At 71.1% G+C, this 24,481-nt stretch carries 23 protein-coding genes; 13 read left to right on the plus strand and 10 right to left on the minus strand.

What is annotated here, in order from left to right:
* Positions 1-132: 132 nt before the first annotated feature.
* Complete coding sequence (locus A3862_RS13900) at positions 133-768, plus strand: glutathione S-transferase family protein (RefSeq protein ID WP_043758897.1); 636 nt, start codon at positions 133-135, stop codon at positions 766-768.
* Positions 769-913: 145 nt separating this feature from the next.
* Positions 914-2,155 carry an MFS transporter gene (locus tag A3862_RS13905; RefSeq protein WP_043349283.1) on the plus strand — a complete coding sequence of 414 codons (1,242 nt, stop codon included), beginning with the start codon at positions 914-916 and terminating at the stop codon, positions 2,153-2,155.
* 6 nt (positions 2,156-2,161) lie between these two features.
* On the opposite strand, the gene A3862_RS13910 is transcribed toward A3862_RS13905, so the two are convergent.
* Together A3862_RS13910 and A3862_RS13915 are read right to left on the minus strand one after the other, a co-directional pair.
* Positions 2,162-3,403: an NAD(P)/FAD-dependent oxidoreductase gene (locus tag A3862_RS13910; RefSeq protein WP_043758895.1), complete on the minus strand. Its 1,242-nt coding sequence runs from the start codon at positions 3,401-3,403 to the stop codon at positions 2,162-2,164.
* Positions 3,400-4,347, minus strand: a complete 948-nt coding sequence (locus tag A3862_RS13915; protein WP_043349301.1) for a LysR family transcriptional regulator — start codon at positions 4,345-4,347, stop codon at positions 3,400-3,402. The genes A3862_RS13910 and A3862_RS13915 overlap by 4 nt, the downstream gene beginning before the upstream one ends.
* A 182-nt stretch (positions 4,348-4,529) precedes the next feature.
* Between A3862_RS13915 and A3862_RS13920 the strand changes: the two genes are divergently transcribed.
* Genes A3862_RS13920 through A3862_RS13935 form a run of 4 tightly spaced genes read left to right on the plus strand, consistent with a single transcriptional unit; the run spans position 4,530 to position 7,959 of the window.
* Positions 4,530-5,585 carry a class 1 fructose-bisphosphatase gene (locus A3862_RS13920; RefSeq protein ID WP_043758894.1) on the plus strand — a complete coding sequence of 352 codons (1,056 nt, stop codon included), beginning with the start codon at positions 4,530-4,532 and terminating at the stop codon, positions 5,583-5,585.
* Between the two features lie 25 nt (positions 5,586-5,610).
* A complete protein-coding gene (locus tag A3862_RS13925) occupies positions 5,611-6,471 on the plus strand; it encodes a phosphoribulokinase (RefSeq protein ID WP_043349274.1) in 861 nt (286 codons plus the stop codon).
* A 19-nt stretch (positions 6,472-6,490) separates the two neighbouring features.
* On the plus strand, positions 6,491-7,177 hold the full coding sequence (gene rpe / locus A3862_RS13930) for a ribulose-phosphate 3-epimerase (protein ID WP_043349271.1): 687 nt from the start codon (positions 6,491-6,493) through the stop codon (positions 7,175-7,177).
* Complete coding sequence (locus tag A3862_RS13935) at positions 7,171-7,959, plus strand: HAD-IA family hydrolase (protein WP_111473656.1); 789 nt, start codon at positions 7,171-7,173, stop codon at positions 7,957-7,959. The genes rpe and A3862_RS13935 overlap by 7 nt, the downstream gene beginning before the upstream one ends.
* Here A3862_RS13935 and A3862_RS13940 read toward each other — a convergent pair.
* Positions 7,920-8,894: an MBL fold metallo-hydrolase gene (locus tag A3862_RS13940; RefSeq protein WP_111473657.1), complete on the minus strand. Its 975-nt coding sequence runs from the start codon at positions 8,892-8,894 to the stop codon at positions 7,920-7,922. The two genes, A3862_RS13935 and A3862_RS13940, sit on opposite strands and share 40 nt — an antisense overlap.
* A 104-nt stretch (positions 8,895-8,998) precedes the next feature.
* Positions 8,999-10,039 carry an SDR family oxidoreductase gene (locus A3862_RS13945; protein WP_111473658.1) on the minus strand — a complete coding sequence of 347 codons (1,041 nt, stop codon included), beginning with the start codon at positions 10,037-10,039 and terminating at the stop codon, positions 8,999-9,001.
* 229 nt (positions 10,040-10,268) lie between these two features.
* Between A3862_RS13945 and A3862_RS13950 the strand changes: the two genes are divergently transcribed.
* Complete coding sequence (locus A3862_RS13950; protein ID WP_043349263.1) at positions 10,269-11,015, plus strand: YebC/PmpR family DNA-binding transcriptional regulator; 747 nt, start codon at positions 10,269-10,271, stop codon at positions 11,013-11,015.
* A 24-nt stretch (positions 11,016-11,039) separates the two neighbouring features.
* On the opposite strand, the gene A3862_RS13955 is transcribed toward A3862_RS13950, so the two are convergent.
* Positions 11,040-12,026 carry an alginate O-acetyltransferase AlgX-related protein gene (locus A3862_RS13955; protein ID WP_111473659.1) on the minus strand — a complete coding sequence of 329 codons (987 nt, stop codon included), beginning with the start codon at positions 12,024-12,026 and terminating at the stop codon, positions 11,040-11,042.
* 180 nt (positions 12,027-12,206) lie between these two features.
* Between A3862_RS13955 and ada the strand changes: the two genes are divergently transcribed.
* A complete protein-coding gene (ada, locus tag A3862_RS13960) occupies positions 12,207-13,271 on the plus strand; it encodes a bifunctional DNA-binding transcriptional regulator/O6-methylguanine-DNA methyltransferase Ada (protein WP_111473660.1) in 1,065 nt (354 codons plus the stop codon).
* 33 nt (positions 13,272-13,304) lie between these two features.
* Here the strand turns inward: ada and A3862_RS13965 are convergent, their stop codons facing one another.
* Together A3862_RS13965 and A3862_RS13970 are read right to left on the minus strand one after the other, a co-directional pair.
* Positions 13,305-14,621, minus strand: a complete 1,317-nt coding sequence (locus A3862_RS13965) for a DUF5666 domain-containing protein (RefSeq protein ID WP_111473661.1) — start codon at positions 14,619-14,621, stop codon at positions 13,305-13,307.
* Between the two features lie 11 nt (positions 14,622-14,632).
* Entirely contained in the window at positions 14,633-15,478 is an 846-nt protein-coding gene (locus A3862_RS13970) for a DUF6502 family protein (protein WP_043349250.1), read from the minus strand.
* Positions 15,479-15,956: 478 nt separating this feature from the next.
* Between A3862_RS13970 and A3862_RS32360 the strand changes: the two genes are divergently transcribed.
* The 3 genes from A3862_RS32360 to A3862_RS13985 all read left to right on the plus strand — a co-directional run bounded on the left by A3862_RS32360 (position 15,957) and on the right by A3862_RS13985 (position 17,419).
* The gene (locus tag A3862_RS32360; RefSeq protein ID WP_257787384.1) at positions 15,957-16,085 is read left to right on the plus strand and encodes a hypothetical protein; all 129 of its coding nucleotides are present in this window, start codon (positions 15,957-15,959) and stop codon (positions 16,083-16,085) included.
* Positions 16,086-16,121: 36 nt separating this feature from the next.
* Positions 16,122-16,862, plus strand: a complete 741-nt coding sequence (locus tag A3862_RS13980) for an outer membrane protein (RefSeq protein WP_075380749.1) — start codon at positions 16,122-16,124, stop codon at positions 16,860-16,862.
* Positions 16,863-17,041: 179 nt separating this feature from the next.
* The gene (locus tag A3862_RS13985; protein ID WP_075380748.1) at positions 17,042-17,419 is read left to right on the plus strand and encodes a hypothetical protein; all 378 of its coding nucleotides are present in this window, start codon (positions 17,042-17,044) and stop codon (positions 17,417-17,419) included.
* Between the two features lie 31 nt (positions 17,420-17,450).
* Here A3862_RS13985 and grpE read toward each other — a convergent pair whose 3' ends face one another.
* The 3 genes from grpE to A3862_RS14000 all read right to left on the minus strand — a co-directional run bounded on the left by grpE (position 17,451) and on the right by A3862_RS14000 (position 22,430).
* On the minus strand, positions 17,451-18,065 hold the full coding sequence (gene grpE, locus A3862_RS13990) for a nucleotide exchange factor GrpE (RefSeq protein WP_043381244.1): 615 nt from the start codon (positions 18,063-18,065) through the stop codon (positions 17,451-17,453).
* 103 nt (positions 18,066-18,168) lie between these two features.
* Positions 18,169-20,961, minus strand: coding sequence for a [protein-PII] uridylyltransferase (locus A3862_RS13995; protein ID WP_043349231.1), 2,793 nt, complete (start codon positions 20,959-20,961; stop codon positions 18,169-18,171).
* Between the two features lie 50 nt (positions 20,962-21,011).
* Positions 21,012-22,430, minus strand: coding sequence for a TAXI family TRAP transporter solute-binding subunit (locus A3862_RS14000; protein WP_043349228.1), 1,419 nt, complete (start codon positions 22,428-22,430; stop codon positions 21,012-21,014).
* Between the two features lie 224 nt (positions 22,431-22,654).
* Here A3862_RS14000 and A3862_RS14005 point away from each other — a divergent pair, with 224 nt between their 5' ends.
* Positions 22,655-23,182, plus strand: coding sequence for a regulatory protein RecX (locus A3862_RS14005; RefSeq protein WP_078947252.1), 528 nt, complete (start codon positions 22,655-22,657; stop codon positions 23,180-23,182).
* 76 nt (positions 23,183-23,258) lie between these two features.
* The gene (locus A3862_RS14010; protein ID WP_111474343.1) at positions 23,259-24,470 is read left to right on the plus strand and encodes a putative DNA modification/repair radical SAM protein; all 1,212 of its coding nucleotides are present in this window, start codon (positions 23,259-23,261) and stop codon (positions 24,468-24,470) included.
* The last annotated feature ends 11 nt before the right edge of the window (positions 24,471-24,481 follow it).

A 24,481-nucleotide genomic window follows, 5' to 3' on the forward strand; every position in this document is an offset into this window, starting at 1 on the left:
CGCCCAACGCTCCTGCCCCGATTCCGGTCCCTGGAGAAGGGGCGCTTCGGTGCGAGGTTGACCCGTCCTCCGGCCGGTATGAGCGTGTGCTTCGGCGAATCGACAATCCTCTCAGGGGGCGGAGCCACCAATATGCCTGACATCGAGTTCTTTCATTCGCCCAATACCCGCTCGTCGGGGGTGCGCGTCCTGCTCGAGGAACTCGGTGTCCCGTACCGGCTGCACGTGCTCAACATGCGCGCCGGCGAGCACCTCGAAGGGGCCTACCGTGCCGTCAATCCGATGGCGAAGGTGCCGGCGATCCGCCACGGCGAGGCCGTGGTGACCGAGCAGGCGGCCGTCTACCTCTACCTCGCCGACCTGTTCCCCGAGGCCGGGCTCGCCCCGGCGCCCACCGAGCCCGACCGGGGCACCTATCTGCGCTGGATGGTGTTCTACGGCTCCTGCTTCGAGCCCGCGGTGATCGATCGGCACCTGAAGCGGGAGCCGGGCCCACGCGCCATGTCGGCCTATGCCGATTACGACAGCGTGATCGCCCGGGTGAAGGAGGCGCTGACGCCGGGGCCGTACCTGCTCGGCGAGCGCTTCAGCGCCGCCGACATCCTGTGGGGCGGCGCCCTCGGCTGGACGACGGGCTTCGGCCTCGTGGAGCCCGCGCCCGTCCTGACGGCCTATGTCGAGCGCATCCGGTCCCGTCCGGCCGCCCGGATGGTCGCGGCGGAGGATGCGCAGCTCGCGGAGGCGCATCAGGCGGCCGCCTCGGCCTGAGCGCCGCCGGGCTCGGGCGGCAGCGATCCCCCGCACCGGATCCGGCGTTCGACGCGCACGGATCTGTCGCGCAACGGGGTTCCGCTCCGGCGGGGGAGATGCGATGTCGCGAGTCTGGTTTGGCCCGCGTCGCGCAGCGTCCCTCATGACCGACAGCACAGAGCCGGCTCTCGTCCCCGCCGCGACGCTGCCGAAGTCGCCGCCGACGTCGATCCCGCGTCTCATCGTCGTCCTGGCCTGTGCGGGGTTCGGCAGCACCTTCGCGCTCCGCTCGGTCGAGCCTCTCGTCGGCGTGCTCGCCCGGGATCTCGCGAGCGACGCCCACACGGTGGCGCTCCTCTCCACCGCCTTCGCGCTGCCTTACGCCTTCATCCAGCCGGTGCTCGGCCCGATCGGCGACGCGCTCGGCAAGGAGCGGGTGATGAGCACCTGCCTCGCGGTGCTCGCCGTCGCCCTGACCCTGTGCAGCATCGCCCCCGATATCGGCAGCCTGTTCGGCCTGCGCATGCTGGCGGGGGCGGCGGCGGGGGGCTGCATTCCGCTGTCCCTGGCGCTGCTGGGTGACCGGGTGCCGATGGAGGGCCGTCAGGTGGCGATCGGCCGGTTCCTGGTGGCGGTGATCCTCGGCCAGCTTTCCGGCTCGACCTTCGCGGGCCTGATCGAGGCGGCGATCGGCTGGCGCGGTGTCTTCGCGGTCACCGCGGCGGTGGCGGCCATCGCCTGCGCGGCGACCGTGTTCGGGTTCGACCGGACCGGCCGGCCCGCCGCGCGCCGTCCGGCCTTCGGCGAGGCGGTGACCCGCTACCGGACGATCCTGCGCAATCCCCGGGCGCGGGTGCTGTTCTCGGCGGTGTTCATCGAGGCCATCGCGATCTTCGGCGTGTTTCCGCACCTCGCCCCGCTGATCGAGGCCCGCGGGGAGGGGGGACCGCGCGAGGCCGGCCTCGTGCTGGCGGGGTTCGCGGTCGGCGGCCTGCTCTACTCGGCCCTGGTCGGGCTGCTGGTGCGGCTGCTCGGCCTGCCGCGCATGCTCATCGGCGGCGGCCTGATCTGTAGTGCGTCCCTCACCGTCGTCGGGCTCGCCGGCACGTGGCAGGTCGATTGCGCCGCGCTCACCGCGATGGGGCTCGGCTTCTACATGCTGCACAACACCTACCAGACGCAGGTCACCGAGGTGGCGCCCAAGGCCCGCGCCTCCGCGGTGGCGCTCCACGCCTTCTCGTTCTTCTGCGGGCAGGCGCTCGGCGTCGCGGTGATCGGGCAGGCGCTGCTCGGGTTCGGCCAGCTCGGCGCGCTCCTGGGATGCGCCGTCACGATCCTGGCGCTCGGGATCGGCACCGCCATCGCCCTGCGGCAGAAGCCGGCCCCGGTGGCGTTCCCGGGCTGAGCACCCTCAGGGCCGCTGCAGCGCCAGCGCCTTGAGGTCGAAGCCCGGATCCGCCGCCTGATCCGGGCTCAGCGGCGTTCCGGCCGTGAGCAGCCGCCGGGCGATCATGTGGTCGCCCGCCCGGTCGACGGATTCGACGGCGCTCAGGCGTCCGTCGCGGAATCGGAAGACCGAGAAGGCGGAGCCGGAGCCGCGGACCACGCTGGCATCCGTGGGGCCCGCCAATCCGGCGATCTGCAGCTTGTGCCGGCCCTGGTCGCTCCAGAACCAGGGCAGCGCGCCGTAGGCCGCCGGCTTGCCGGTGAGCCGCGCCGCCAGGCAGCGCCCCTGGTCGATGGCGTTCTGCACGGACTCGATCCGCACGGTGCCGTCCGGCGTGAGCCCGTGAGCGAAGGAACTGGGAAACCGGGCGCAATCGCCGATCGCCGAGATGGCCGGATCGGGTGTCGACAGGAACGCGTCGACCCGCACCCCATCCTCGGCCGGCAGGCCCGCTTCCAAGGCGAGCTCCCGGTTCGGCAGTACCCCGATGCCGACCAGGACGAGGTCGGCGGGCAGTTCCCGGCCGTCCGCGAGGGCCACGCCGACGGCACGGCCGTCCCGCCCGAGGATCGCCGTTACGCCGGCCCCGAAGGCGAAGCGCACGCCCATCGCTTCCTGCGCACCGCGGAAGAACGCGCCCATCTCGGCCGAGACCGCCCGGGCCATAGGCCGCTCGGCCGCCTCGATCACCGTCACGGAGAGGCCGCGACCGGCCGCGACGGCGGCGAATTCGAGCCCGATGAAGCCCGCGCCCACCACGACGATCGCCCGGGCCGCCTCGATCTGCGCCCGGAGCGCGTCGGCATCCGCGAGGCCGCGCAACTGGCGCACGCCGTCGAGCTCCGCTCCAGGTACGGGCAGGGGCCGGTTGCGGGCGCCGGTGGCGATCACGAGGTGGTCGTAGGGCAGGTGCCCGCCGTCCGACAGCTGCAGAAGACGTGCCGCCCGGTCGATTGCGACGGCGCGGAGCCCCGGCCGGTGCGCGATGGCGTGCTCGGCGAAGAAGCCGGGGGGGCGCAGGAACAGGCCTTCCTGGTCTGTCTTGCCGGCGAGGTAGGCCTTCGACAGGGGCGGGCGCTGGTAGGGAAGGGCGGCCTCGTCGCCCACCAGGGTGATCGGATCCCTGAACCCACCCTCGCGCAGGGAGGCGGCGAGTTGGAAGCCGGCCTGGCCGGCGCCCGCGACGACGATTCCGACTGGACTCACGCCTTGGCTCCCGCCGGCACGAGACCGCTCTGCGCGACGCCCGGCAGGCTGCGCGCACCCTCCGACATCAGATAGGACCAGACCGCGGAAGCGGCCGGACCCAGCACCTTGTCGGCGCGCCGGACCGCGTACCAGTCGCGCCGGATCGGCAGTCCCTTGACGTTCAGGAGGACGAGGCGGCCGCTCTCCAGCTCGGCCGCCACCGAGTGCACCGAGAGCAGCGCGATCCCGAGCCCGGCCATCACCGCCTGCTTGATGGTCTCGTTCGAGCCGGTGTCGATGTCCAGCGGCGCCCGCTTGACCAGGACGCCGCTCATGAACTCCTCGAAGACCATGCGCGTGCCCGAGCCCTCCTCGCGCAGGAAGAACGGCTGGTCGGCGAGATCCTCGCGGTTCAGGCCAGTCTTGCCCGCGAGGGGATGGCTTGGCGGGGCGATCAGCACGATCGGATGCGGTCCGAAGGTCGCGGCCTCGATCGGGAAGTCCCGGGGCGGGCGGCCCATCAGGGCGAAGTCGATCTCGTAACCGCGCAAAGCCTCCACGGTCTGGCCGCGGTTGCGCACCGACAGGCTGATCTCGACCCCGGGATGCTTCTTGACGAAGCCCGCGATCACCTGCGGGGCGAAGTACTTGGCGGTGGAGACGACGCCCAGCGCCACGCGCCCGCCCTCGGCGCCCCGCAGGGTGCGCAGGCGGTCGGTGCAGGTCTCCAGCACGGTGTTGATGCTGTCGATCGCCCAGAGCATCTCGCGGCCGGCATCGGTCGGCTTGAGGCCGCCCGGCGTCCGGTCGAACAGCAGCAGCCCGGCCTCCTCCTCCAGCTGGCGGATGCGCGCGTAGAGGGCGGCCGAGGTGACGTTCAGCTCCTGCGCCGCCCGGGTCATGGTGCCGAGGCGGGCCACGGCAGCGACCGCCTGAAGCTGCTTGAGGGAGAGATTGCGCATGGCGGACATCTCGTTTTTTTCGTCCTATGACACAAGATCGCACAGAAATCTTGAAGGCCGCGCCGCGGGTTCCTGTCGATCCGGAGACACAGACCGCTATCTTGGCGGCCAAGCGGCCGCTACAGAGCCGGCGCGGAAGGCGCGATCCCGACGGACGGGATCCGAGCAGGAGGAGTAGGCCGATGGCAATTTCAGCGGCGATCGGGACGCCCCTCGAGACCTGTCTTGCGCAGGCCGTGGACGCCAATCCGGCGCTGAAGGACACCGCCGCGGTGATCGCGGCCGTGGCGCGCTCGGCGGTGGAGATCAGCGAGCGGATCGGGCGCGGTGCGCTCGGCGGCGACCTCGCGGCGGCCGGCGAGCACAACAGCGACGGCGACGTCCAGAAGGCCCTCGACGTCATCGCGCACGAGAGCGTCACCGCAGCCCTGCGCGGTGCCCCGGTCGCCGAGGTCGCCTCCGAGGAGGCCGAGGAGGTGATGCGGCTGAACCCGGACGCGCCGCTCGCCGTCGCCATCGACCCCCTCGACGGCTCGTCCAACATCGGCGTGAACACGGCCGTGGGCCTGATCTTCGGCATCCGGCCGTCGATCAAGGATCCGGCTAATCCGCTCGCCTCGTTCACGACCCCCGGCTCGACGCAGATCGCCGCGGGCTTCGTGACCTACGGCCCGGCCACCGCGCTGATCCTGACGCTGGGGGAGGGCACCCAGTCCTACGTGCTCGACCGCGCCGAGGGTACGTTCAAGCTGACGAGCCCGGCCATGTCGGTGCCGGCCTCCACCAAGGAATTCGCCATCAACGCCTCCAACGCCCGGCACTGGGATGCCCCGGTGAAGGCCTATATCGAGGATTGCCAGCGCGGCACCGAGGGCCCGCGCGACAAGGACTACAACATGCGCTGGCTCGCCTCCCTGGTGGCCGACATCCAGCGCGTCCTGACCCGCGGCGGCGTTTTCCTCTACCCGGGCGACGCCCGGAAGAACTACGCCCGCGGCCGCCTGCGGTTGCTCTACGAGGTCGCCCCCGTGGCGATGCTGGTCGAGCAGGCCGGCGGCTCGGCCACCGACGGCCAGACGCGGATCCTCGACCTGGTGGCCACCGGCATCCACGAGCGGGCGCCCCTGGTCTGCGGCTCCACCGAGGAGGTGGCCTGCGTCGCGACCTATTACGCGGGCGGCAAGCCCGATGCCGGCCGCTCGCCGCTGTTCGGGCAGCGCGGTCTGATGCGGTCGTGAGGCACAGCACGAAGTCCGGACGGAAATGTCGGCGCGGCACCCCATCATCTCGGTGACCGGCTCCTCCGGGGCCGGGACCACCTCGGTGCGCAACACCTTCGAGCAGATCTTCCGCCGCGAGGACGTGCGGGCGGTCTTCATCGAGGGCGACGGCTTCCATGCGTTCGACCGCGACACGATGCGGGCGATGATGGCGAACGAACCGACGCTGTCCCACTTCGCGCCGCGCGCCAACCTCCTGCCCGAGCTGGAGGCGGTCTTCCGCAGCTACGCCGAATCCGGGACCGGCCGCACCCGCCACTACGCCCACGATGCCCACGACGCGCAGGCCTTCGGCATTCCGGAGGGCAGCTTCTCGGACTGGGAGTCGTTCCCGCCTGATTCGGACCTGCTGTTCTACGAGGGCCTGCACGGCTGCGTGGCCGACCAGGATGTCGACATCGCCCGCTACGCCGACCTGAAGATCGGCGTCGTGCCGGTGATCAACCTCGAATGGATCCAGAAGCTGCACCGGGACCGCTCGTTCCGCGGCTACTCCACCGAGGCGGTGACCGACGTGATCCTGCGGCGCATGCCCGATTACGTGCAGACCATCTGCCCGCAATTCTCCTTCACCGACATCAACTTCCAGCGGGTGCCCACGGTCGACACCTCGAACCCGTTCATCGCCCGCTGGATCCCCACCGCCGACGAATCGATGGTGGTCATCCGCTTCAAGGACCCGAAGGGGATCGACTTCTCGTATCTCGTCTCCATGATCCACGACAGTTTCATGAGCCGGGCCAATTCCATCGTGATTCCCGGCGGGAAGCTGGATCTGGCCATGCAGCTGATCCTGACGCCGATGATCATGCAGCTCGTCGAGCGCCGTCGCAGGCTGGCCTGAACAATCCCGAAAGCCTCCCATGCTCCCACCCGTCATCGCCCCCTCGATCCTGTCCGCCGACTTCTCGAAGCTCGCCGAGGAGACCCGCGCCGTGGACGCGGCCGGCGCCGACTGGATCCATCTCGACGTCATGGACGGGCACTTCGTGCCCAACATCACCTTCGGTCCGCCGGTGGTGAAGGCTCTGCGCCCGCACACGCAGAAGTACTTCGACGTCCACCTGATGATCGCGCCCGCCGACCCGTACCTCGCGGCCTTCGCGCAGGCCGGGGCCGACGGCATCACCGTCCATGCCGAGGCCGGGCCGCACATCCACCGCTCGCTCCAGACCATCCGCGACCTCGGCAAGCGCGCCGGCGTGGCGATCAATCCGGGCACGCCGGCCGCCCTGGTCGAGCCGGTGCTCGACCTCGTGGACCTCGTGCTGGTGATGACGGTCAATCCCGGCTTCGGCGGCCAGAGCTTCATCAAGAGCACGATGGAGTCGGTGGCGCGGGTGCGCGCCATGGTGGCGGGCCGGGACATCCGCATCCAGGTCGACGGCGGGATCGACCCCGAGACCGTCAAGGCGGCGAGCCGCGCCGGGGCCGACACGTTCGTCGCCGGCAACGCGGTCTTCGGCGGCGGTCCGGGCGCCTATGCCGAGCGCATCGCGGCGATCCGCGCGGGCGCGGAGGGCGCCTCCGGTCGCGACCTGTCGTGCTGAGGGCGCTGATCTTCGACGTCGACGGGACCCTCGCCGAGACGGAGGATCTGCACCGGCAGGCGTTCAACCGCGCCTTCGCGGAACTCGGCCTGCCCTGGCGCTGGGACGAGGCGCTCTACGCCGACCTGCTGACCGTGATGGGGGGCAAGGAGCGGCTCGCCCATTACATCGACACCCGGCACGCAGCCGAAGCCGAGGCGCTCCACGCGCTGGCCCCCGAGATCCACGCCCGCAAGACGCGCGCCTACGGCGAACTGGTGGCGGAGAGCGGCCTGCCGCTGCGTCCCGGGATCGCCCGGCTGATTGCCGAGGCCCGGGCGGCGGGCCTGCGGCTCGCCGTGGCCACCACCACGAGCCGGCCGAATGTCGACCGGCTCCTGGCCGCCAACTTCCCGCCGGACGCGGCACCCTTCGACGTGATCGCGGCCGGCGACGAGGCGAACCGCAAGAAGCCCGCCCCCGACGTATTCCTCCTGGCGCTCGCCGGCCTGGACATCCCGGCCTCCGAGGCGGTGGCCGTCGAGGATTCGGCCGCCGGCATCAGCTCGGCCCGGGCCGCGGGGCTGCCGGTCCTGGCGACCCGGAGCCGCTACACCGAGAGCCACCCGCTCGACGGTGCCTTCTCGGCGGTCTCGGATCTCGGCGAGCCGGAACGGCCGCACCGGCACATCGCGGGCGTCGAATGGCCGGGCGGGGTCGTGGACCTGGCGAACCTGATCCGGGTGCACGCGACCCTGGACGATCAGAGCACGCCGTTCCAGGCGATGGGCACCAGCCGGTAGCCCGGCCCGTTCCGCTCCACATGGCCGAGGGACGGGAAGGGGAAGTGGTAGCCGACCACGAGGGCCTTCTCGGACGCGGCCATGTCGTAGAAGCGGTGGCGCGTCGCCTGCGCCTGATCGGCATCGTAATCGTACATCACGTGCCAGTCCGGGTGCTGCAGGAAGAAGGCCGGAATGTTGGTCACGTCGGACTGGATCAGCAGCCGGTCCGCCTCCGAGGCGATCGCGAAGGCCGTGTGGCCGGGCGTGTGGCCGGGCGCGGCGAGGGCGGTGATCCCGGGTGCGACCTCCTCGTCCCACGCGAAGGTGCCGATCCGGTCCTTCAGGTCGCCGAGCACCCGGCGGGTGTTGGCGAAGTAGCCTTGCGTCACCGGGTCGGCGGCCTGGGCCATGTGGGCGTCGCTCATCCAGAATGCCCAGTCGGGCGCGGCGGCCCGGATCTCGGCGTTCGGGAAGGCGAGGCTCCCGTCCGCCCTCTTGAGGCCGTTCGTGTGGTCGGGATGGAGATGCGAGAGCAGCACGAGGTCGATCTCCTCGGGTCTGATCCCGGCCGCCGCGAGGTTCGCCGCGAGCCGGCCGACGGGCGCGCCCGGCACCGGACCGTTGCCGGTATCGATCAGGATGAGCTTCGCGCCGGTGTTGATCAGCGTCGGGTTGAACGGCACCGTCACCTGGCCGGGCGGCATGTAGGCCGCCTGCGCGGCGCCGAGTGCCGCGTCCCGGGGAACGTTGCGCACGAAGCGGTCCGGCATCGGGAAGCTGCGCGCCCCGTCGTTGAGGATCGTGACCTCGCAGCTGCCGATGCGGGTCCGGTAGAAGCCCGGCGCCTGCGATCCGCCGAAGGGCGCCGCGGCGCGGGCGCCGCCGCCGAGACCCAGGACGGCCCCTCCGGCGAGCGCACCCCGTACGAGGTTGCGGCGGTTCGTTGCCGGCATCGGATCCTCCCTAAAGCCCGGTGCCGCCTGGGGCGCCACACAGCGCGTTCCGCAAGGTTTGCGCAGCCCCGAGGCTGCGCGATGGGCCTGCCTAAACCGGTATCCTAGCGTCTGCCCAGCCGGCGGTCGGCGCGCGCTTCCGCCCGCCCATGCGCCTCGGTGGCGAACAGCATCGTCCCGGCCACGATGCCGAGCGCCGCCGCGATCCCGAACTTGAGCCAGCGCGGGTCTGCCGCGGCGACGTGGCCGGTCGCCCGGGCGTCGAAGCGGCCATGGGCGCCGGGATCGGTGTCTACCGGGTCGTAGAGGTTGTCGGGGCGGTTCGTCTGCGCCTGCACGCTGGTCATCTCCCCGCGATAGCCGTGCCGGGCGAGGTAGCCGTCGATCCAGCCCGGGATCAGCATGTTTCCGATGATCGCCTTCCAGGCCGAAGCCCCGATCCACAATTCCCGCGGCGCGTCGTGCGCCGCTCGGAACACGTGCCGGGCGATCGCCTCCGGCTGGTAGATCGGCGGCACCGGTTCGAGCTTGCGCGGCATCCGCGACCGCGCCCAGTCGAACTGGGGCGTGTTGACCGCCGGGAGCTGGACCATCGTCAGCCGCACCCGACTGCCGTCGTGGAGCAATTCGCTGCGCAGGGAATCCACGAATCCGCGCACGGCGGCCTTGGCGGCACAGTAGCTCGCCTGCAGCGGAATCGACCGATAGGCGAGCGCCGAGCCGATATGCACGATCGTGCCCCGGTCGCGCGGCACCATGTGGCGGAGCGCCGCCAGGGTCCCGTGCACCTGCCCGAGATAGGTGACTTCGGTGGCGCGTCGGAACTCCTCCGGGTCCGTCTCCTGCACGGGCGCGTAGACCGTCACCATGGCGTTGTTGACCCAGACGTCGATGCAGCCGAACGCCTCGGCCAGCGCGTCGGCGGCCTGGGCGACGGCCTCCGCGTCGGCGACGTCGGCCGCGAAGGCCAGCGCCCGGCCGCCCGCCCGCTCGACATCGCGGATCGTGCCCCTCAGCCCGGCCTCGCCCCGGGCGATCAGACCGACATTCCAGCCGTGCCGGGCGAATTCATGCGCCACGGCGCGGCCGACACCGGCGCTCGCGCCCGTGACCATGACCGTGCTGCGTCCGTTCCGGCTCGACATCGGGCTTCCAGCTCAGGGAGAAGTGCAGCGCCAACGCCCGAGGCGGGTATTCTTTCCGCGATCACGGGATTGCGAAGCCTGCGCGCCCGTGTCCCCCTGCGCGGTGCCGAGCGGCGGCGGCCGCGTTGCTTCGTCCGAAGGCGGCGGCCTATATACGGCGCGACCTCACAGCCGCGACGGCGGGGTCCCGGACGCCCGCCCTCGCCAACGAACAAAAGTCTGAACCGTCATGGCAGGCCATTCGCAGTTCAAGAACATCATGCACCGGAAGGGCCGGGTGGACGCAGTCCGCTCGAAGGTGTTCGGCAAGCTCGCCCGCGAGATCACCGTGGCGGCCAAGCTCGGCACGCCCGACCCGGCGATGAACCCACGCCTGCGCGCCGCGATCCTGGCGGCCCGCGCCGAGAACATGCCCAAGGACAATATCGAGCGCGCCATCAAGAAGGCCGCCGGTGCTGACGGCGAGAACTACGAGGATATCCGCTACGAGGGCTACGGGCCCGGCGGCGCCGCCCTGATTGTCGAGGCGCAGACCGACAACCGCAACCGCACCGCCTCGGACGTCCGCTCGGCCTTCACCAAGTCCGGCGGCAGCCTCGCCGAGACCGGCGCCGTCGCCTTCATGTTCGACCGCGTCGGCGTGATCGCCTACCCGGCTTCCGTGGCCGATGCCGACACGATGCTGGAGGCCGCCATCGAGGCCGGCGCCGACGACGTCAGCTCCGGCGAGGACGGCCACGAGGTCGTCTGCGCCCAGGATTCCTACGGCGAGGTCACCAAGGCCCTTGAGGCGCGCTTCGGCGAGCCGAGCCGCACCGGGCTGATCTGGAAGGCGCAGAACACGATCGACGTCGATGACGAGACCGGCGAGAAGCTCATCCGCCTCGTCGAGGTGATCGAGGATCAGGACGACGTCCAGCACGTCTACGTCAACTTCGCCCTGTCGGACGCGCTGGTGGCCAAGCTGCAGGCCTGAGCACGGCCAAGCCGCGGGCGCCGCTCACGCGCCTGCGGCTGCCAGTTCCGCCCCGAAGCGGTCCTGCGCGTAGCGCTCCACCGAGAAGGTGTCGTCGGGCAGCTGGACCATGAAGCGCTCGGCCACCTCGGTCAGCACGATGTCGGGCCGGACGCGCTCGATATACGGCCAGTCCAGGGAGGTGCTCCAGATGAAGTGCACCTCGCGGAACGTCTCGGCCAGCATGATCGTCAGCATGTACGGCATGACGTGCGAGAAAGAATCGCCGAACAGCGCCAGCCGGCGCGGATCGGTGGCCTTGGCGTTCCCGTAGATCACGTGCGCGCCGACATGCAGCGTGTGGAGCAGGCCGGCCTTCTCCCGGGCTTCGACGATCGGGCTGCCATAGGTCCGGACCGCGTCCTGCTGCATCAGGACGGTGCGTGAGCGCGCCCGCCGGGACGGGTCGAAGGCGCTGCCCAAATCGCCGTCGTGGTCGGTCTCGAAGGACGGCCGCTCCCGCAGATCCGGCCGGGGCTCGGCGCCCAAAGCCCGGCAGATCTCCGCGTAGGCGAGATAGCAGCCGTCGGCGGACCAGTGGGTGTCGGTCCGGCAGTAGAGATCGGCCGTATCGCGCTGCACCCGCATCGGCGTCACCAGATCGATGCAGGTCTGGCGCCAGCGCGTCCGTCGGCGCCAGGCCGCATAGAGGCCGAAGGGCCCGCGGAAGCGACCCGGCGGGGGCTCGTTGTGCAGGAGCCGATAGGCCGGCGAGGCGCTCGGCCGGATGGTCAGCCCGTCGAGCCGGTGATCGTAGATCATCAGCTTCTCCGGGGCGACGACGTGGCGGTACAGGATTCCCTGGGCGCGCAGGCGCCGCTCCCGCATCGTCACGAGGCTGCGCCACTGCCAGATCAGCTCCGTGGTCTCCTCCGGCCGCTCGTACTGGCCCAGCACGTCGTTGCGCCCGGTCTTCAGGAACAGCCATCCATCCTGGCCGACATGGATGTGGTCGGGCGTGCTCGAAGCCATGGCGCACTCGTGAAATGGCTCCCCGCTCGAACGGCCGCCCGGGACAGCGGATTCGGCAGCAAGGAGCGGGATGCCGGCACGGCGGCGGACGGACAGAGTGCTGCGCGCGTCCTCCACCGCCCGGCAGGCCCCCTCATGCCCCTCCCCAACGCCCACGCCAAGCCGCATAGTGCCGCCGCCATGAACAACGGTCCAAGGTCAGACCTCAGCGACGCCGAGCGCTGGGCGGCCCTCGCCGCCCGCGACGCGCGGGCCGACGGCACCTTCGTGTACGCGGTCCGCACCACGGGTGTGTATTGCCGCCCGAGCTGTGCCGCGCGGGCAGCGCGGCCCGAGAATGTCAGCTTCCATCGAACCTGCGCGGAGGCCGAGGCTGCCGGTTTCCGCCCGTGCCGGCGCTGCCGCCCCGACGAGCCCGGCCTCGCCGCGCGCCGGGCCGAGGCGGTCGTCCGCGCCTGCCGCCTGATCGAGTCGGCCGAGACGATGCCGTCGCTCGCCGAACTCGCCCGCACCGCCGGCCTGAGCGCCTACCACTTCCACCGGGTGTTCAAGGCTGCCACCGGCGTGACGCCCAAGGCCTATGCCGCCGCCCACCGCGCCGCCGTGGTGGCCCGGCGGCTGCCCGGCGCCGCCTCGGTCACGGAGACGCTGTACGAGGCCGGCTACGGTGCGGCGAGCCGCTTCTATGCGGGGGGCGCGCCACGCCTCGGCATGGCGCCGGCGGCCTATCGGACGGGGGGCGCCGGTCTGCGCATCCGGTTCGGCATCGGCGCCTGCACGCTCGGCGCGATCCTCGTCGCCGCCACGGAGGCGGGCGTCTGCGCCATCCTCCTCGGCGACGCGCCCGAGCCGCTCCTGCACGATCTTCAGAGCCGCTTTCCCGCCGCGGAGATCGAGGGCGGCGACCCGGCCTTCGAGAGCTGGATGGCGCAGGTCATCGGTCTCGTGGAGGCGCCGGGCAGCGGCCTCGACCTGCCGCTCGACATCCGCGGCACGGCCTTCCAGCAGCGGGTCTGGGCAGCGCTGCGGAAGATCCCGGTCGGATCCACGGCGACCTACGCGGAGATCGCCCGGGCGATCGGCCTGCCGACGGCGATGCGCGCGGTCGCGCAGGCCTGCGGGGCGAATCCGGTGGCGGTCGCCATCCCCTGCCACCGGGTCGTGCGCTCGGACGGCGCCCTGTCGGGCTATCGCTGGGGCGTCGCGCGCAAGCGCGCGCTGCTCGACCGGGAGGCGGAGGGCTGAAGCCCGGCATCGCGCGCGAAGACGATGGTCGGCCTAGCGCCGGCCGCCCCCCGGACCGCCGAACCCGCCGCCAAAGCCGCCTCCACCGGGGCCCGGACCTGGACCCCCGGGAGGACCGCCGAATCCCCCGGGGCCGCCGGGGAACGCCCCCGGAGCGGCCGGCGGTGCGCCGCCGAATCCGCCGCGGGGCGCCCCGAATCCGCCGGGACCCTCCGCCCCGGGGACGACCGTGCCCCCCGGCCGGGTGTCGATCGCGGGGCCGCGCGGCTCGCCGATGCCGCCAGGGCCGCCGATGCCGCCCTGCCGGCCGCCGGGCTCGGCTCCGAACCGACCGGGCAGCTCATCGGGGAGATTGCGCAGGTCGAGCCGGTCGCGTTCCCGCTCGAACCGCGGGGCATCCGGCTGTTGCGGCTCGGGCGCGATGCGGTTCTCGATCCGCAGCCGCTCCACCGTCAGGTCGCCGTCCCGCGCGATGGCTGCGGTCAGCACAGCCTTCACGCTCCCGGCGCGCGGAACGCGCGCGCCCGGGCGCCCCGCAACGGCATAGCCCGCGCCGACATCGAAGCCGCTGCCGGACCGGCCAATATAGGCCTCGATCGAGACCTGCTTCAGCCCCGGCGGGAATGGCAGGCCGACCTGCGCGGCGTTGGTCACGGTGAGGACGCCGTTCGCCGCCGTGCCCGTCACCAGGGCGCGACGGCCCGTCGGGAGGGTGTCGGCCCCCGCGATGCGCAGGCCGCCGATCCCGAGGCCGCCCGCGATCCGCTGCACCGGCCCGGCGACGCGGTCGGGCCCGGAATCCCGCGCCTCGATCAGGCTCGCCACGATCACGCCGTCGGGCCGCCGCAGCCCGCTCACCGCGACCCGCGCCCCCGGCTTCCAGGCGCCGGTGAGACCCGCCGTCGAGACCCGCTGGCCGAGGACCACCAACCGCCCCGGCGCGACCGATTCCACCGGCCCGACCACCTCGCTGGTCACGTCGATCCGCCCCGTGGCGAGCCCGGCGCCCTCCGGCCGGGCCACCACGTGGACTACCTGCCCGATCTTGAGGTCGGCCGTCTTCGCCGCCGTGCCGTCGATGCGCACCTCGACGTCCGGCGGATAGGCGATGCGCAGGTCGTTGACGATGATCGAGCCGAAGCGGCGGATCGTGCCGATCACGCCGGTGCCGCCGATCCCGCGGTCGCCCTCGCCGAGGGGCCCGTTGCGGGGCTCGTCGGTCCGCATCATGCCGGTGCCGCCGATGCCCTGGTCGCGCGGCGCCTCCTGCGGCCGGACGGGGGCCGGCAGAAAGGTCGCGGCGCCCGCGAGCAGGCGCAGGACGAACCGGCGGTTGGGCAAGACGCGCACCGGCCGGCCTCTCACCGCTCGTCCTTGGGTTGCGCTGAGGGCGCCGCTTCCGTGTAGACGTAGAGACCGAAATTCCACCGATGCGTGCCGCCGGGATCGGTCTGGCAGGCGGCGTGCGCTTCCCGGTTGGCCTGCTGCAGCGCCTCCATGGCGATCTCGCGGGCGCGCGCCTCGAGTTTGATTGCGAGGTCCTTGGACAGGCCGTCGTAATGGACCGCCCGCTCCAGGAAGCGCGGTGCGTCGCCGACGATGTTGGCGACGGCGGCCGCGATGTGGTCGTGCAGGTTGCGGCCGAAATAGTAGAGCTGCGGCCCCTCGGCGCCGTCGCCCCGCGGCACGTAGGCCGCCTCGGCGAGAACGATCCGGTCCTGTGGATCCGTGAAGGCGAGGCCCCGGTCGAGCCACTCGTCCAGGACTGCCCGTGGCCGCAGATCGCGGGTCACGCCCGAGACCAGGGTCTCGAAGGAGGGGGCGTTGCCGTCGGCGGTCCGCGGCAGCGGCAGGGGATGACCCTGCGGGTCGGTGAAGGCCGGATCGGCGATCCAACGGGCGATGATCCGGCTGGTGCGCGAGACGACCGCCGGCACGGCGCTCACCGGGGCGCCGGCCCCGCGCAGGCGCCGCACCTCCTTGCGGTGGATGCCGGTGAGCAGCGAGACGCGGCTGTCGGTCTGCTCCTTGCCGGTGAGGGCGAAATCGTACTCGGCGACGTTCACGTAGAGCTCGCGCAACAGGTCGGTCAGCGCAGGGAAGGTGATTCCACGGGCCACCAGCAGGCGCACGAGGGGGCGCAGCAGCCGCGCCAGCGGCGCGTGCAGGCTCGCGCCGTCCCGCGGAGTATCGGCAGTTTCAGACATGATCGCATGGTGGCGGTTTGTGCCGTGGGATACAATCCCACTGCGTGCGGCGGCGCACCTCGATCCGCTGATTTCGAATTGACGTGGGATTTTTGCACACGTACATCGACGGCGTGGTCAAATTTCCCACGTAAAGCGAGGAGCACAGGACCATGACCGTTCCGACACGCCGACTGGTCCTGGAGACGCTACCGCCCCTCACTCTGCCTCCGGCCTCCGGGTTCCGCCCGCGGCAGAACGACCCCCTTCCGCGGCTCCGGCGCATCGTCTGCGTCGCCGCCGCGCTCACGCTGCCCGTCCTCGGTGTGGCTGTCGCGGAAACGGTCCACCGCGCCGCCGCACCGAAGGCGCCGCAGGCCGCCGCTCCCGTCATCCCCTCAGGCGGGGCGGCGGCACCTGCCGCTCTCGGCGTGCCCAAACGTGCCCTCCGGACCATGAGGACCGCGATGCAGACGCCCGGATACCGGGAGGACCGGTCATGACCACCCTGTCCAGCCTTCGCACCGCGCATCCGGCGCCGACCTGCGGCGGAGCAGCCATCCTCGATCTCGCACTCTGCCTGATTCTGGCGGTGACCGTCGTCGGCCTGCTCCTCCTGACCCTGTGATCCTGCGGCTCCGCCGCCTTCCACGACGAGATGTCCATGACGCTCAAGATCCACGCAGCCCTTACGGGAGCCGCGGCCTGCTGCTTCGCGTTCGCCGCTCAGGCGGCCGATCTGCCGCGCCGTGCGCCGCCCCCACCGCTGCCGCCGTCGCTGCCGGTCTTCACCTGGACCGGCTTCTACGCCGGCGTGAATGCGGGATACGCCTTCCGCACCGGAAGCAGCGGCTTCACCGATCCGACCTACGGCGCGGTCACGGGCGGCGGCCGGGGCGGCGGCTTCGCCGGTGGCGGCCAGATCGGCTACAATTATCAGTTCACGCCCGGCTCCGGCTTCGTGGTCGGCTTCGAGACCGATCTCCAGGGCACCGCCTTCGCCAAGGCGGATGCAGCCTATCTCGGCACCACGCCGTACTACAGCGTTCGGCCGAGCCTCGACTATTTCGGGACGGTCCGCGGCCGGCTCGGCTACGCCATGGACCGCGTCCTCATCTACGGGACCGGCGGCTTCGCGTATGGCGGCGGCACGCGCTCGACCTATGCGGGATCCTATCCCTACACCCTGCCGGCGACCGATCGGACCGGCTATGCGGCCGGCGGCGGCATCGAATACGCCTTCACCGAGAAGCTTTCCGCCAAGGTGGAGGCCCTCTACCTCCATCTCGGTCGCGGATCGTCCGCTGCTACGTACTACAACGCCAGCGTTCCGGCATATTATGGTGCCGGCAAACAGGAATCTGGTTTCGCCTTGGTCAGGGCCGGCGTGAATTATAGATTCTAACAAATATTCGCTGTCGGAGATCTTGACGCTTCCCGTGGGCTGGGACGCCATACGCGACGTTCGGCTTCGCGAATCCGTCGGCCGCGCGAACGAGGTCATGGCCGGTGCAGGGCGGCGATTCCGAATGTCGCGCGGGCGTTGCCGTGCGGGATCGAGGGTCTTCTCCGACAGGATCGGCCGTGAGCATCCCCAAACCGACCACCCTCACGACAGCTTTGCTCGCCTTCGGGCTCGCGGCCTGCGCCGTAACGGTGCGGGCCCAGGAGATCATCCCGCCCGGACCCACCGGGCGCGGTGCCATCCTGATCTACGGAAACTTCTGCGGGCCGGGTAACCGGGGTCCCGGATTCCGGCCGATCGACGCGCTGGACCAGGCCTGCGCCCGTCACGATATCTGCTCGGCCGATCCGATGTCGGGCACGCTAACGAGCTGCGCGTGCAATCGGCGCCTCACGGTCGAGGCCGGTGTGGTCGCCCGGGATCCGCGCGCGCCCGCTCACACCCGGGAGGCGGCGCGATTCATCTCGGATTTCTCCGCGGCGCTGCCCTGCCAATAGGCCGCGCCGCGGGGACGAGCGGCAGTGTCGGTCAGGCGGCGTCCGCCGGGCTGGCCGCCGCCTTCGGGCCGCCCTTGGCGACGCCCACCAGGGCCGGGCGCAGGACGCGATCACCGATGACGTAGCCCGCCTGCACGACCTGCACGACGGTACCGGCCGGAACCTCCGCGTTCGGCACCTCGAACATGGCCTGATGGCGGTTCGGGTCGAACTTCTGGCCCTGGGGCTCGACGATCTTCACGCCGTGGCGCTCAAGGGTCTTGGCGAGGTCGCGCTCGGTGAGTTCGATCCCGTCGATCAGACCCTTCAGGGCGCCGTCGGCCGTGGACTTCGCATCGTCCGGCACGCTGTCGAGGGCGCGGCGGATGTTGTCGGCGACGTTGAGAACGTCCCGGGCGAAGTTGGTCACCGCGTAGGCGCGCGCGTCGGCGACCTCGCGCTCCGTCCGGCGGCGCAGGTTCTCCATCTCGGCGAGGGTGCGCAGCGTCCGGTCCTTGAGCTCGTCGCGCTCGGCGGTCAGCAGAGCCAGGGCCTCCGCGACGGGATCGACGGAGGCCGACTCGCCGCCCTGACCCGCGGGCGCGGAATCCTGGGCCGCGCCGGCACCGGCTTCGACCGTGGTCTGGCGCTGGTCATCCTGAGGCATGTCGTTGCTCGTCATCACGTTTCAGTCGTGGGCGGGAATCGGTGAGGGATCGTGGAATCGGCGCTGATATCTGGCCAAGGGGTCGCGAAATCAACCCGTCCGCTCACGCCTCGCGCGGCGGCGGGGCCGCCACCAGCGCCTCCAGACCCTCGGCCTTCAGCGTGGCGACGTCGTGCGCGAACACGTCCATCACGGCGCTGCGGATTGCGGCCTGCCGGTCGGGCTGCGTCACCCGGGTGCCGGTGAGGTCGGTGACGTAGAAGACGTCCACGGCGCGTTCGCCAAAGGTCGCCACATGCGCCGACGTGATGTTGAGCGACAGCCGGCTGAAGGCGGTGGTGAGCTCGTAGAGCAGGCCCGGCCGGTCGAGGCCGGTGATCTCCACGACGGTCTCCCGGCTCGACAGCGCGTTGTCGATGATCACGTCCGGCGGCACCGGGAAGGTCTTGGCGCGGGTGCTCGCCGTCGGGTGCTTGTCGGCGACGAGGTCGGCGATGCGGATCTCGCCCTTCAGCGCGCGCTCGATCGCCGCCGTGATGCGCTTGGTCCGGCGCAGCTCGTCCTCGTCGCGCTCGAAGGCGCGGGAGATGAAGATCGTGTCGAGGGCAAACCCGTCCGTGGTGGTGAAGATCTGCGCGTCGACGATGTTGCTCCCCGCCGCCGCGCAGGCGCCGGTGACGATGGCGAGCAGGCGGGGATGATCCGGCGAGTAGATGGTGATCTCGGTCACGCCCCGAACCGGATCGAGGGCCACGTCCGTGGCGCTGGTCCGTCCGTCGCGCACCACGTCGCGCAGGAAGATCGCGTTCTTCAGCTGGCGCGTGCCGTCGACCTTCAGCCAGTAGGCCTGGCTGTGCCGCGCCGCGTAGGCATCGAACTCCTCCGAGGCCCAGCCCGGCAGCTGCTCGCGCAGGCCCATCTGCACGAGGCGCACCCGGTCGGTGCGGGCGATCTCGGAATGGCCGCCTGACAGGTAGACTTCGGTCTCGTCGTACAGCGTGCGGATCAAAGTGCCCTTCCAGGCGGTCCAGACCCCCGGCCCGACGGCGGTGATGTCGGCCACCGTCAGGATGGTCAGGAGTTTCAGCCGCTCCAGGCTCTGCACGCTCGCGGCGAACCGCTCGATCGTCTTGGCGTCCGAGAGGTCGCGGCTCTGCGCCGTCATGGACATCAGCAGATGGTGTTCCACGAGCCAGCGCACGGTCTCGGTCTCGGCCTGGTTCAGGCCGAAGCGCGGGCAGAGCTTCTCGGCGATGGCGGCGCCGGCGATCGAGTGGTCCTCAGGCCGGCCCTTGGCGATGTCGTGCAGCAGGATCGCCACGTAGAGCGCCATGCGATTGTGGATCGTATGCACGAGGCGCGAGACCAGCGGATAGGTCTCCTGGACCCGGCCCGATTCGATGTCGGCCAGGACGCCGACCGTGCGCAGCAGATGCTCGTCCACGGTGAAGTGGTGGTACATGTTGAACTGCATCATCGCGACGATGCGGCCGAAATCCGGGATGAAGCGGCCGAGCACGCCCGCCTCGTTCATCTCGCGCAGCGCCTCCTCCGGGGCGTTCCGCGAGGTGAGGATCTCGACGAACAGGCGATTCGCCTCGGGGTCCACGCGCAGCGACGGGTTCACGAGGCGCAGGGACCGGTTGGCCAGCCGCTTGGCGTCCGGATGGATCGCGAGGTTGTGCCGGTCGGCGAGCCAGAACAGCCGGATCAGGTTCACGGGGTCGCGCTCGAAGGCGTCCTCCGCCCGCAGGTTCACCCGGCCGTGGTCGATCCAGAAATCCTCTGCCTCCATGGCGGTTGCCCGGAACCGGTCGCGGAACCGGCCGATCCAGCGGTCGAGCACCGGGGTGCGCTTGGCATGGCGCGCCTCCAGCTCCGCGCAGACGATGGCGGTGAGGTCGCCCACGTCCTTGGCGATGCGGAAATAGGCCTTCATGAAGCGCTCGACGCCGGAGAGGCCGCCCCGGGGCTCGTAGCCGAAGCGCTCGGCGATCCGCGGCTGCAGGCCGAAGGACAGGCGCTCCTCCGCGCGCTTCGTCACGAAGTGCATGTGGCAGCGCACCCGCCACAGAAACTCGTCGCAGCGCTCGAACAGCGCGTATTCCTCCGGGGTGAACAGCCCGGCGCTCACGAGTTCCAGCTGGTCGCGGACCCGGTAGGTGTATTTGGCGATCCAGAACAGGGTGTTCAGGTCGCGCAGGCCGCCCTTGCCGTCCTTGACGTTGGGCTCGACGAGGTATCGGGAGGTGCCGGCCTTGGAGACGCGCATGTCGCGCTCGCGCAGCTTCGCCTCCACGAACTCGGCGGCGGATCCGACCACCAGCTCGGCGTCGAAGCGGGTCACGAGCTCCTCGTAGAGGATCCGGGTGCCGAACAGGTATCGCGCTTCCAGGAGGGCGGTGCGGATCGTCATGTCGGCCCGCGCCTCGCGCAGGCATTCCTCCACCGACCGGGTGGCGTGGCCGACCTTCAGCTTCAGGTCCCACAGGACGTAGAGCATCCCCTCGACGACGCTCTCCGACCACGCCGTCTGCTTGTAGGGAAGCAGGAACAGCAGATCGATGTCCGAGCCCGGCGCCATCGTGCCCCGGCCGTAGCCGCCGGTGGCGACCACCGCGAGCTGCTCACCGGTCGACGGATTGTCGTTGGGATAGAGGCGCCAGACCACGGCATCGTGAATCGCCCGGACCACCGCATCGGTGAGGTTCGACAAGGTCTGCGCGCAGCGCAGCCCGTTGCGGTCCTCGAGGAGCTGCGCCTCGGCGGCGCGGTGGCCCTCTTCGATGACCCGGCGCAGTTGCGGCACGAGCGCGGCCCGGAGCTTCGTGGGCTCACGGGCCTCGCGGTCGAGGTTCTCCAGAACCGTGTTGAGGGCTGCGACGGGATCGAACATGGCTCCCGTTAGCATGATATCCCGACACCGCCAGCCACGCGGCCCCGCCGCTATTCCGCAGCCGGCAGGTCGAGGGCGAGCAGCCGCGCCGTGCGGGTGCGGGTCGCCGCCCGGGGCTCCGCCTCGCTCGCCTGCCGCCGCGCGTCCGCGATCGCCGCATGGACGCCGTCCACCGCCAGGATCAGCGCGCTGACCGTCCGCGCATCGATGCTGCGTTCACGGGCGTAACAGACGACGTCCGCCACCAGCCCGTCGGTCTCGATCGCGATCGCATCGAGTTCGGCGGCGCTGGTCGCCGCCCGCACCTCGCGCATGATGTCGAGGAGCCGGTCGAGGACGAAGTCCACGCGCTCCCGGCGCTTGCGGGCGAGGCGCTGGCCGATCCAGGCGATGCCGGACCCGATCGTGCCGCCGAAAAAGGCGAACAGGTAGATGTAATCCTCGTAGCGATCGAGGAAGGTCTGCTGCTCGCGCTCGAAATAGTCGACGGCGCCGGGGTGGTTCGGCAGGCGCGCCGAGGTCGCCGCCACGGTGGTGTCGAAGTCCGGCGCCTTCATCAGCTTGGCCACCGGCGCCGCCGAGGCCAGACGCGAGCGCCACTCGAACAGGTGCTGCGTCGCCGAGGCAACCGCGACCCGGCTGACCGTGCCCCGCGCCATCAGGCGGTAGGACGCGCCGACGGTCTTGATCTCCTCGTCGGGGCGCTTCGGCCGGCCGCCGAAGGTGCCGGCCGGAATCGTGACCGCTTGCAATTCGGGGAAGCGCTGCAGGATCGCGTCGCCGTCCGGGATCGAGACGAAGCCGACCTTCCGCTCCGGCGAGCCCAGCTCGACGGCGCGGACCACGGAAGCCGCGGGCTTGGAGGCGGGGCTCGCGATCACCGCTACCGCATCGACGCGTTTGTCGGCGAGGGCTGCGGTCACCTCGCCGATCTTGAGCGGCACCACGGTGACATGACCGGGCTCCGCCTCGGCGGCAGGGCTGGCCTCCGGCGCGTCCGCGCCCGCATTGTCCGGCACGAGGTCGTAGAAGGAGAGCAGGTTCGTCAGGAAGGACAGGTCGGCGCTGTGCCGGACCACGATGCCGAGCCGCTTGCGCGCGAGCGCGGGGATGTCGTCGATATCGGCCGCCTCCGGCGCCGCGATGACCAGGGCCTCGTCGTGCAGGATCGCGAGGGTCAGCCCGTTCTCGGGCAGGAACACGTCCGGCCGGACCACGGCGAGGTCGGCCTTGTTCCGCTGAAGCGCGAGGGCGCTGTCGCGCACGTCGCCGTAGCGCACGACCTTGAGCCGGACATCCTCGCGTGCCCGGTCGAGGGCGCTGGCATAGGCTTCGATCAGCGCGGCCTCGGGGCCGTCCTGCGGGCCGACCGCCACCGTCAGGGTATTCGGGCGCGACAGATAGACGATTGCGGCCGCGGCCGCGGCGAGCCCCAGGGCAACGAGGACCAGGAGCCATTCACGCCGCATCAGGATAGCTGCCGCACGTGGCAGCCGAAGGTTCCGTCGACCTTGCGGATCGCCTGACGAAGAACGGTGGTTCGGGCCATGGCCGAGCCTGTCGCGTTGCGCGCGTTCCATGCCCGAGTCATGGAACGCAAACCTGTCGAGATCGTGAAGAACCGGTGAAATCTCCATTCGTTGCAGGATCCGCGCCAGAAGGTCGCGACCGCGAGATCAAGCCGCCCGGCCCTGTGAGCCCGGCGTGGCTGGAGCGGGCGGCGCTCCATTATCTGGAGCGCTACAGCGCCTCGACCGAGATGCTGCGCCGGACCCTTGCGCGCCGCGTCCAGAAGCGGGCCCGCGCCCGGGGCGAGGATCCCGCGCTCTTCACCGACCTCGTTACGGCGACCGTCGCGCGGGCGGTGTCGGCCGGCCTCGTGGACGACGCGCGCTTCGCCGACACCCGCCTCGCCACCCTGCGCCGCCGCGGCACGTCGAGCCGCGGCGTCTCGGCCAAGCTCGCCGCCAAGGGTGTTCCGCGCGATGTCGTCGAGGCCGCCATGCTGGCGGAGCGCGACGCCCTGCCGGACGGTGAGGCGGAGGCGATCGAGGACCAGGCCGCGCGGGCCTACGCCAAGCGGCGGCGCCTCGGGCCGTATCGCCGCCCGGATCAGCGGGCGGCGCACCGCGACCGGGACCTCGCCGCCCTGGCCCGGGCCGGCTTCGCCTACGACCTCGCCCGCCGGGTGGTCGATCTGGAGCCGGACGACATGGTGTGACGGGTGCGGCATCGCGGCCCGGGGTGAAAGGCGGAGCGGCCTTGCACCTTTGGCCGGGTTGTTCATTGTCTGTTCGATGGACGAGACCCTGGCCAAGAAGCTGCGCATCCTCGCGGATGCCGCCAAGTACGACGCCTCCTGCGCCTCCTCGGCCGCGCCGAAGCGCGCGGCGGGCAAGGACGGGCTCGGGTCGACCACCGGGGCGGGGATCTGCCACGCCTATACGCCGGACGGGCGCTGCGTCTCGCTGCTGAAGATCCTGCTGACCAACTGGTGCCTGTTCGATTGCGCCTACTGCGTGAACCGGCGCTCCTCGAACGTGCGGCGGGCCAAGTTCACCGTCGAGGAGGTTGTGAACCTCACCCTGAACTTCTACCGGCGCAACTACATCGAGGGCCTGTTCCTCTCGTCGGGCATCATCAAGTCGCCGGACCACACCATGGAGCTTCTGACCCGCGTGGCGAAGTCGCTGCGGCGCGATCACGGCTTTGCCGGCTACATTCACCTGAAGTCGATCCCGGAGGCGAGCCCCTGGCTGATCGAGGAGGCCGGTCTCTACGCCGACCGGCTCTCGATCAACGTCGAGCTGCCCACCGAGGCGAGCCTGGAACGCCTCGCCCCTGAGAAGGACGGCGCCGCGATCCAGGGGGCGATGGCCCAGATCGGCGAGCGCATCGTGCAGGCCAAGGCCGAGAAGCGCCGCTTCTCGCCGGCCGGCCACTCGACGCAGGTGATCGTCGGGGCGGACGCCACCACCGACGAGGCGCTGATCCGCAAGAGCGCGCTGCTCTACGGCAGCGTCGGCCTGAAGCGGGTCTATTACTCGGCGTTCAGCCCGATCCCGGACGGGTCCGCGATCCTGCCGCCGAAGCCGCCGCCGCTCCAGCGCGAGCACCGGCTGTACCAGGCCGACTGGCTGCTGCGGTATTACGCATTCACCCCCGACGAAGTGGCCGACGCCTCGGAGGGCGGGATGCTCGCCCTCGACATCGACCCGAAGCTCGCCTGGGCGCTGAAGCACCGGGACAAGTTCCCCGTGGACGTGAACAAGGCCGATCGGGAATGGCTTCTGCGGGTGCCGGGGCTCGGCGCCCGGGCCGTGGACAAGATCGTGAAGGCGCGCCGGCACGCGACCCTGCGCCTCGACGACGTTGCCCGCCTGACCTCGGGCTTGAAGCGGGCCCGGCCGTTCCTCGTCGCCGCCGATCATCGTCCGGTGGGGCTCACCGACCGGCTCGACCTGCGGGCGCGACTGGTCGAGCCGGCGGCGCAACTGAGCCTGTTTTGAGAAAGGTCGCA

Origin of the sequence: Methylobacterium sp. XJLW, assembly GCF_003254375.1 — a bacterium.
Taxonomy (GTDB): Bacteria; Pseudomonadota; Alphaproteobacteria; order Rhizobiales; family Beijerinckiaceae; genus Methylobacterium; species Methylobacterium fujisawaense.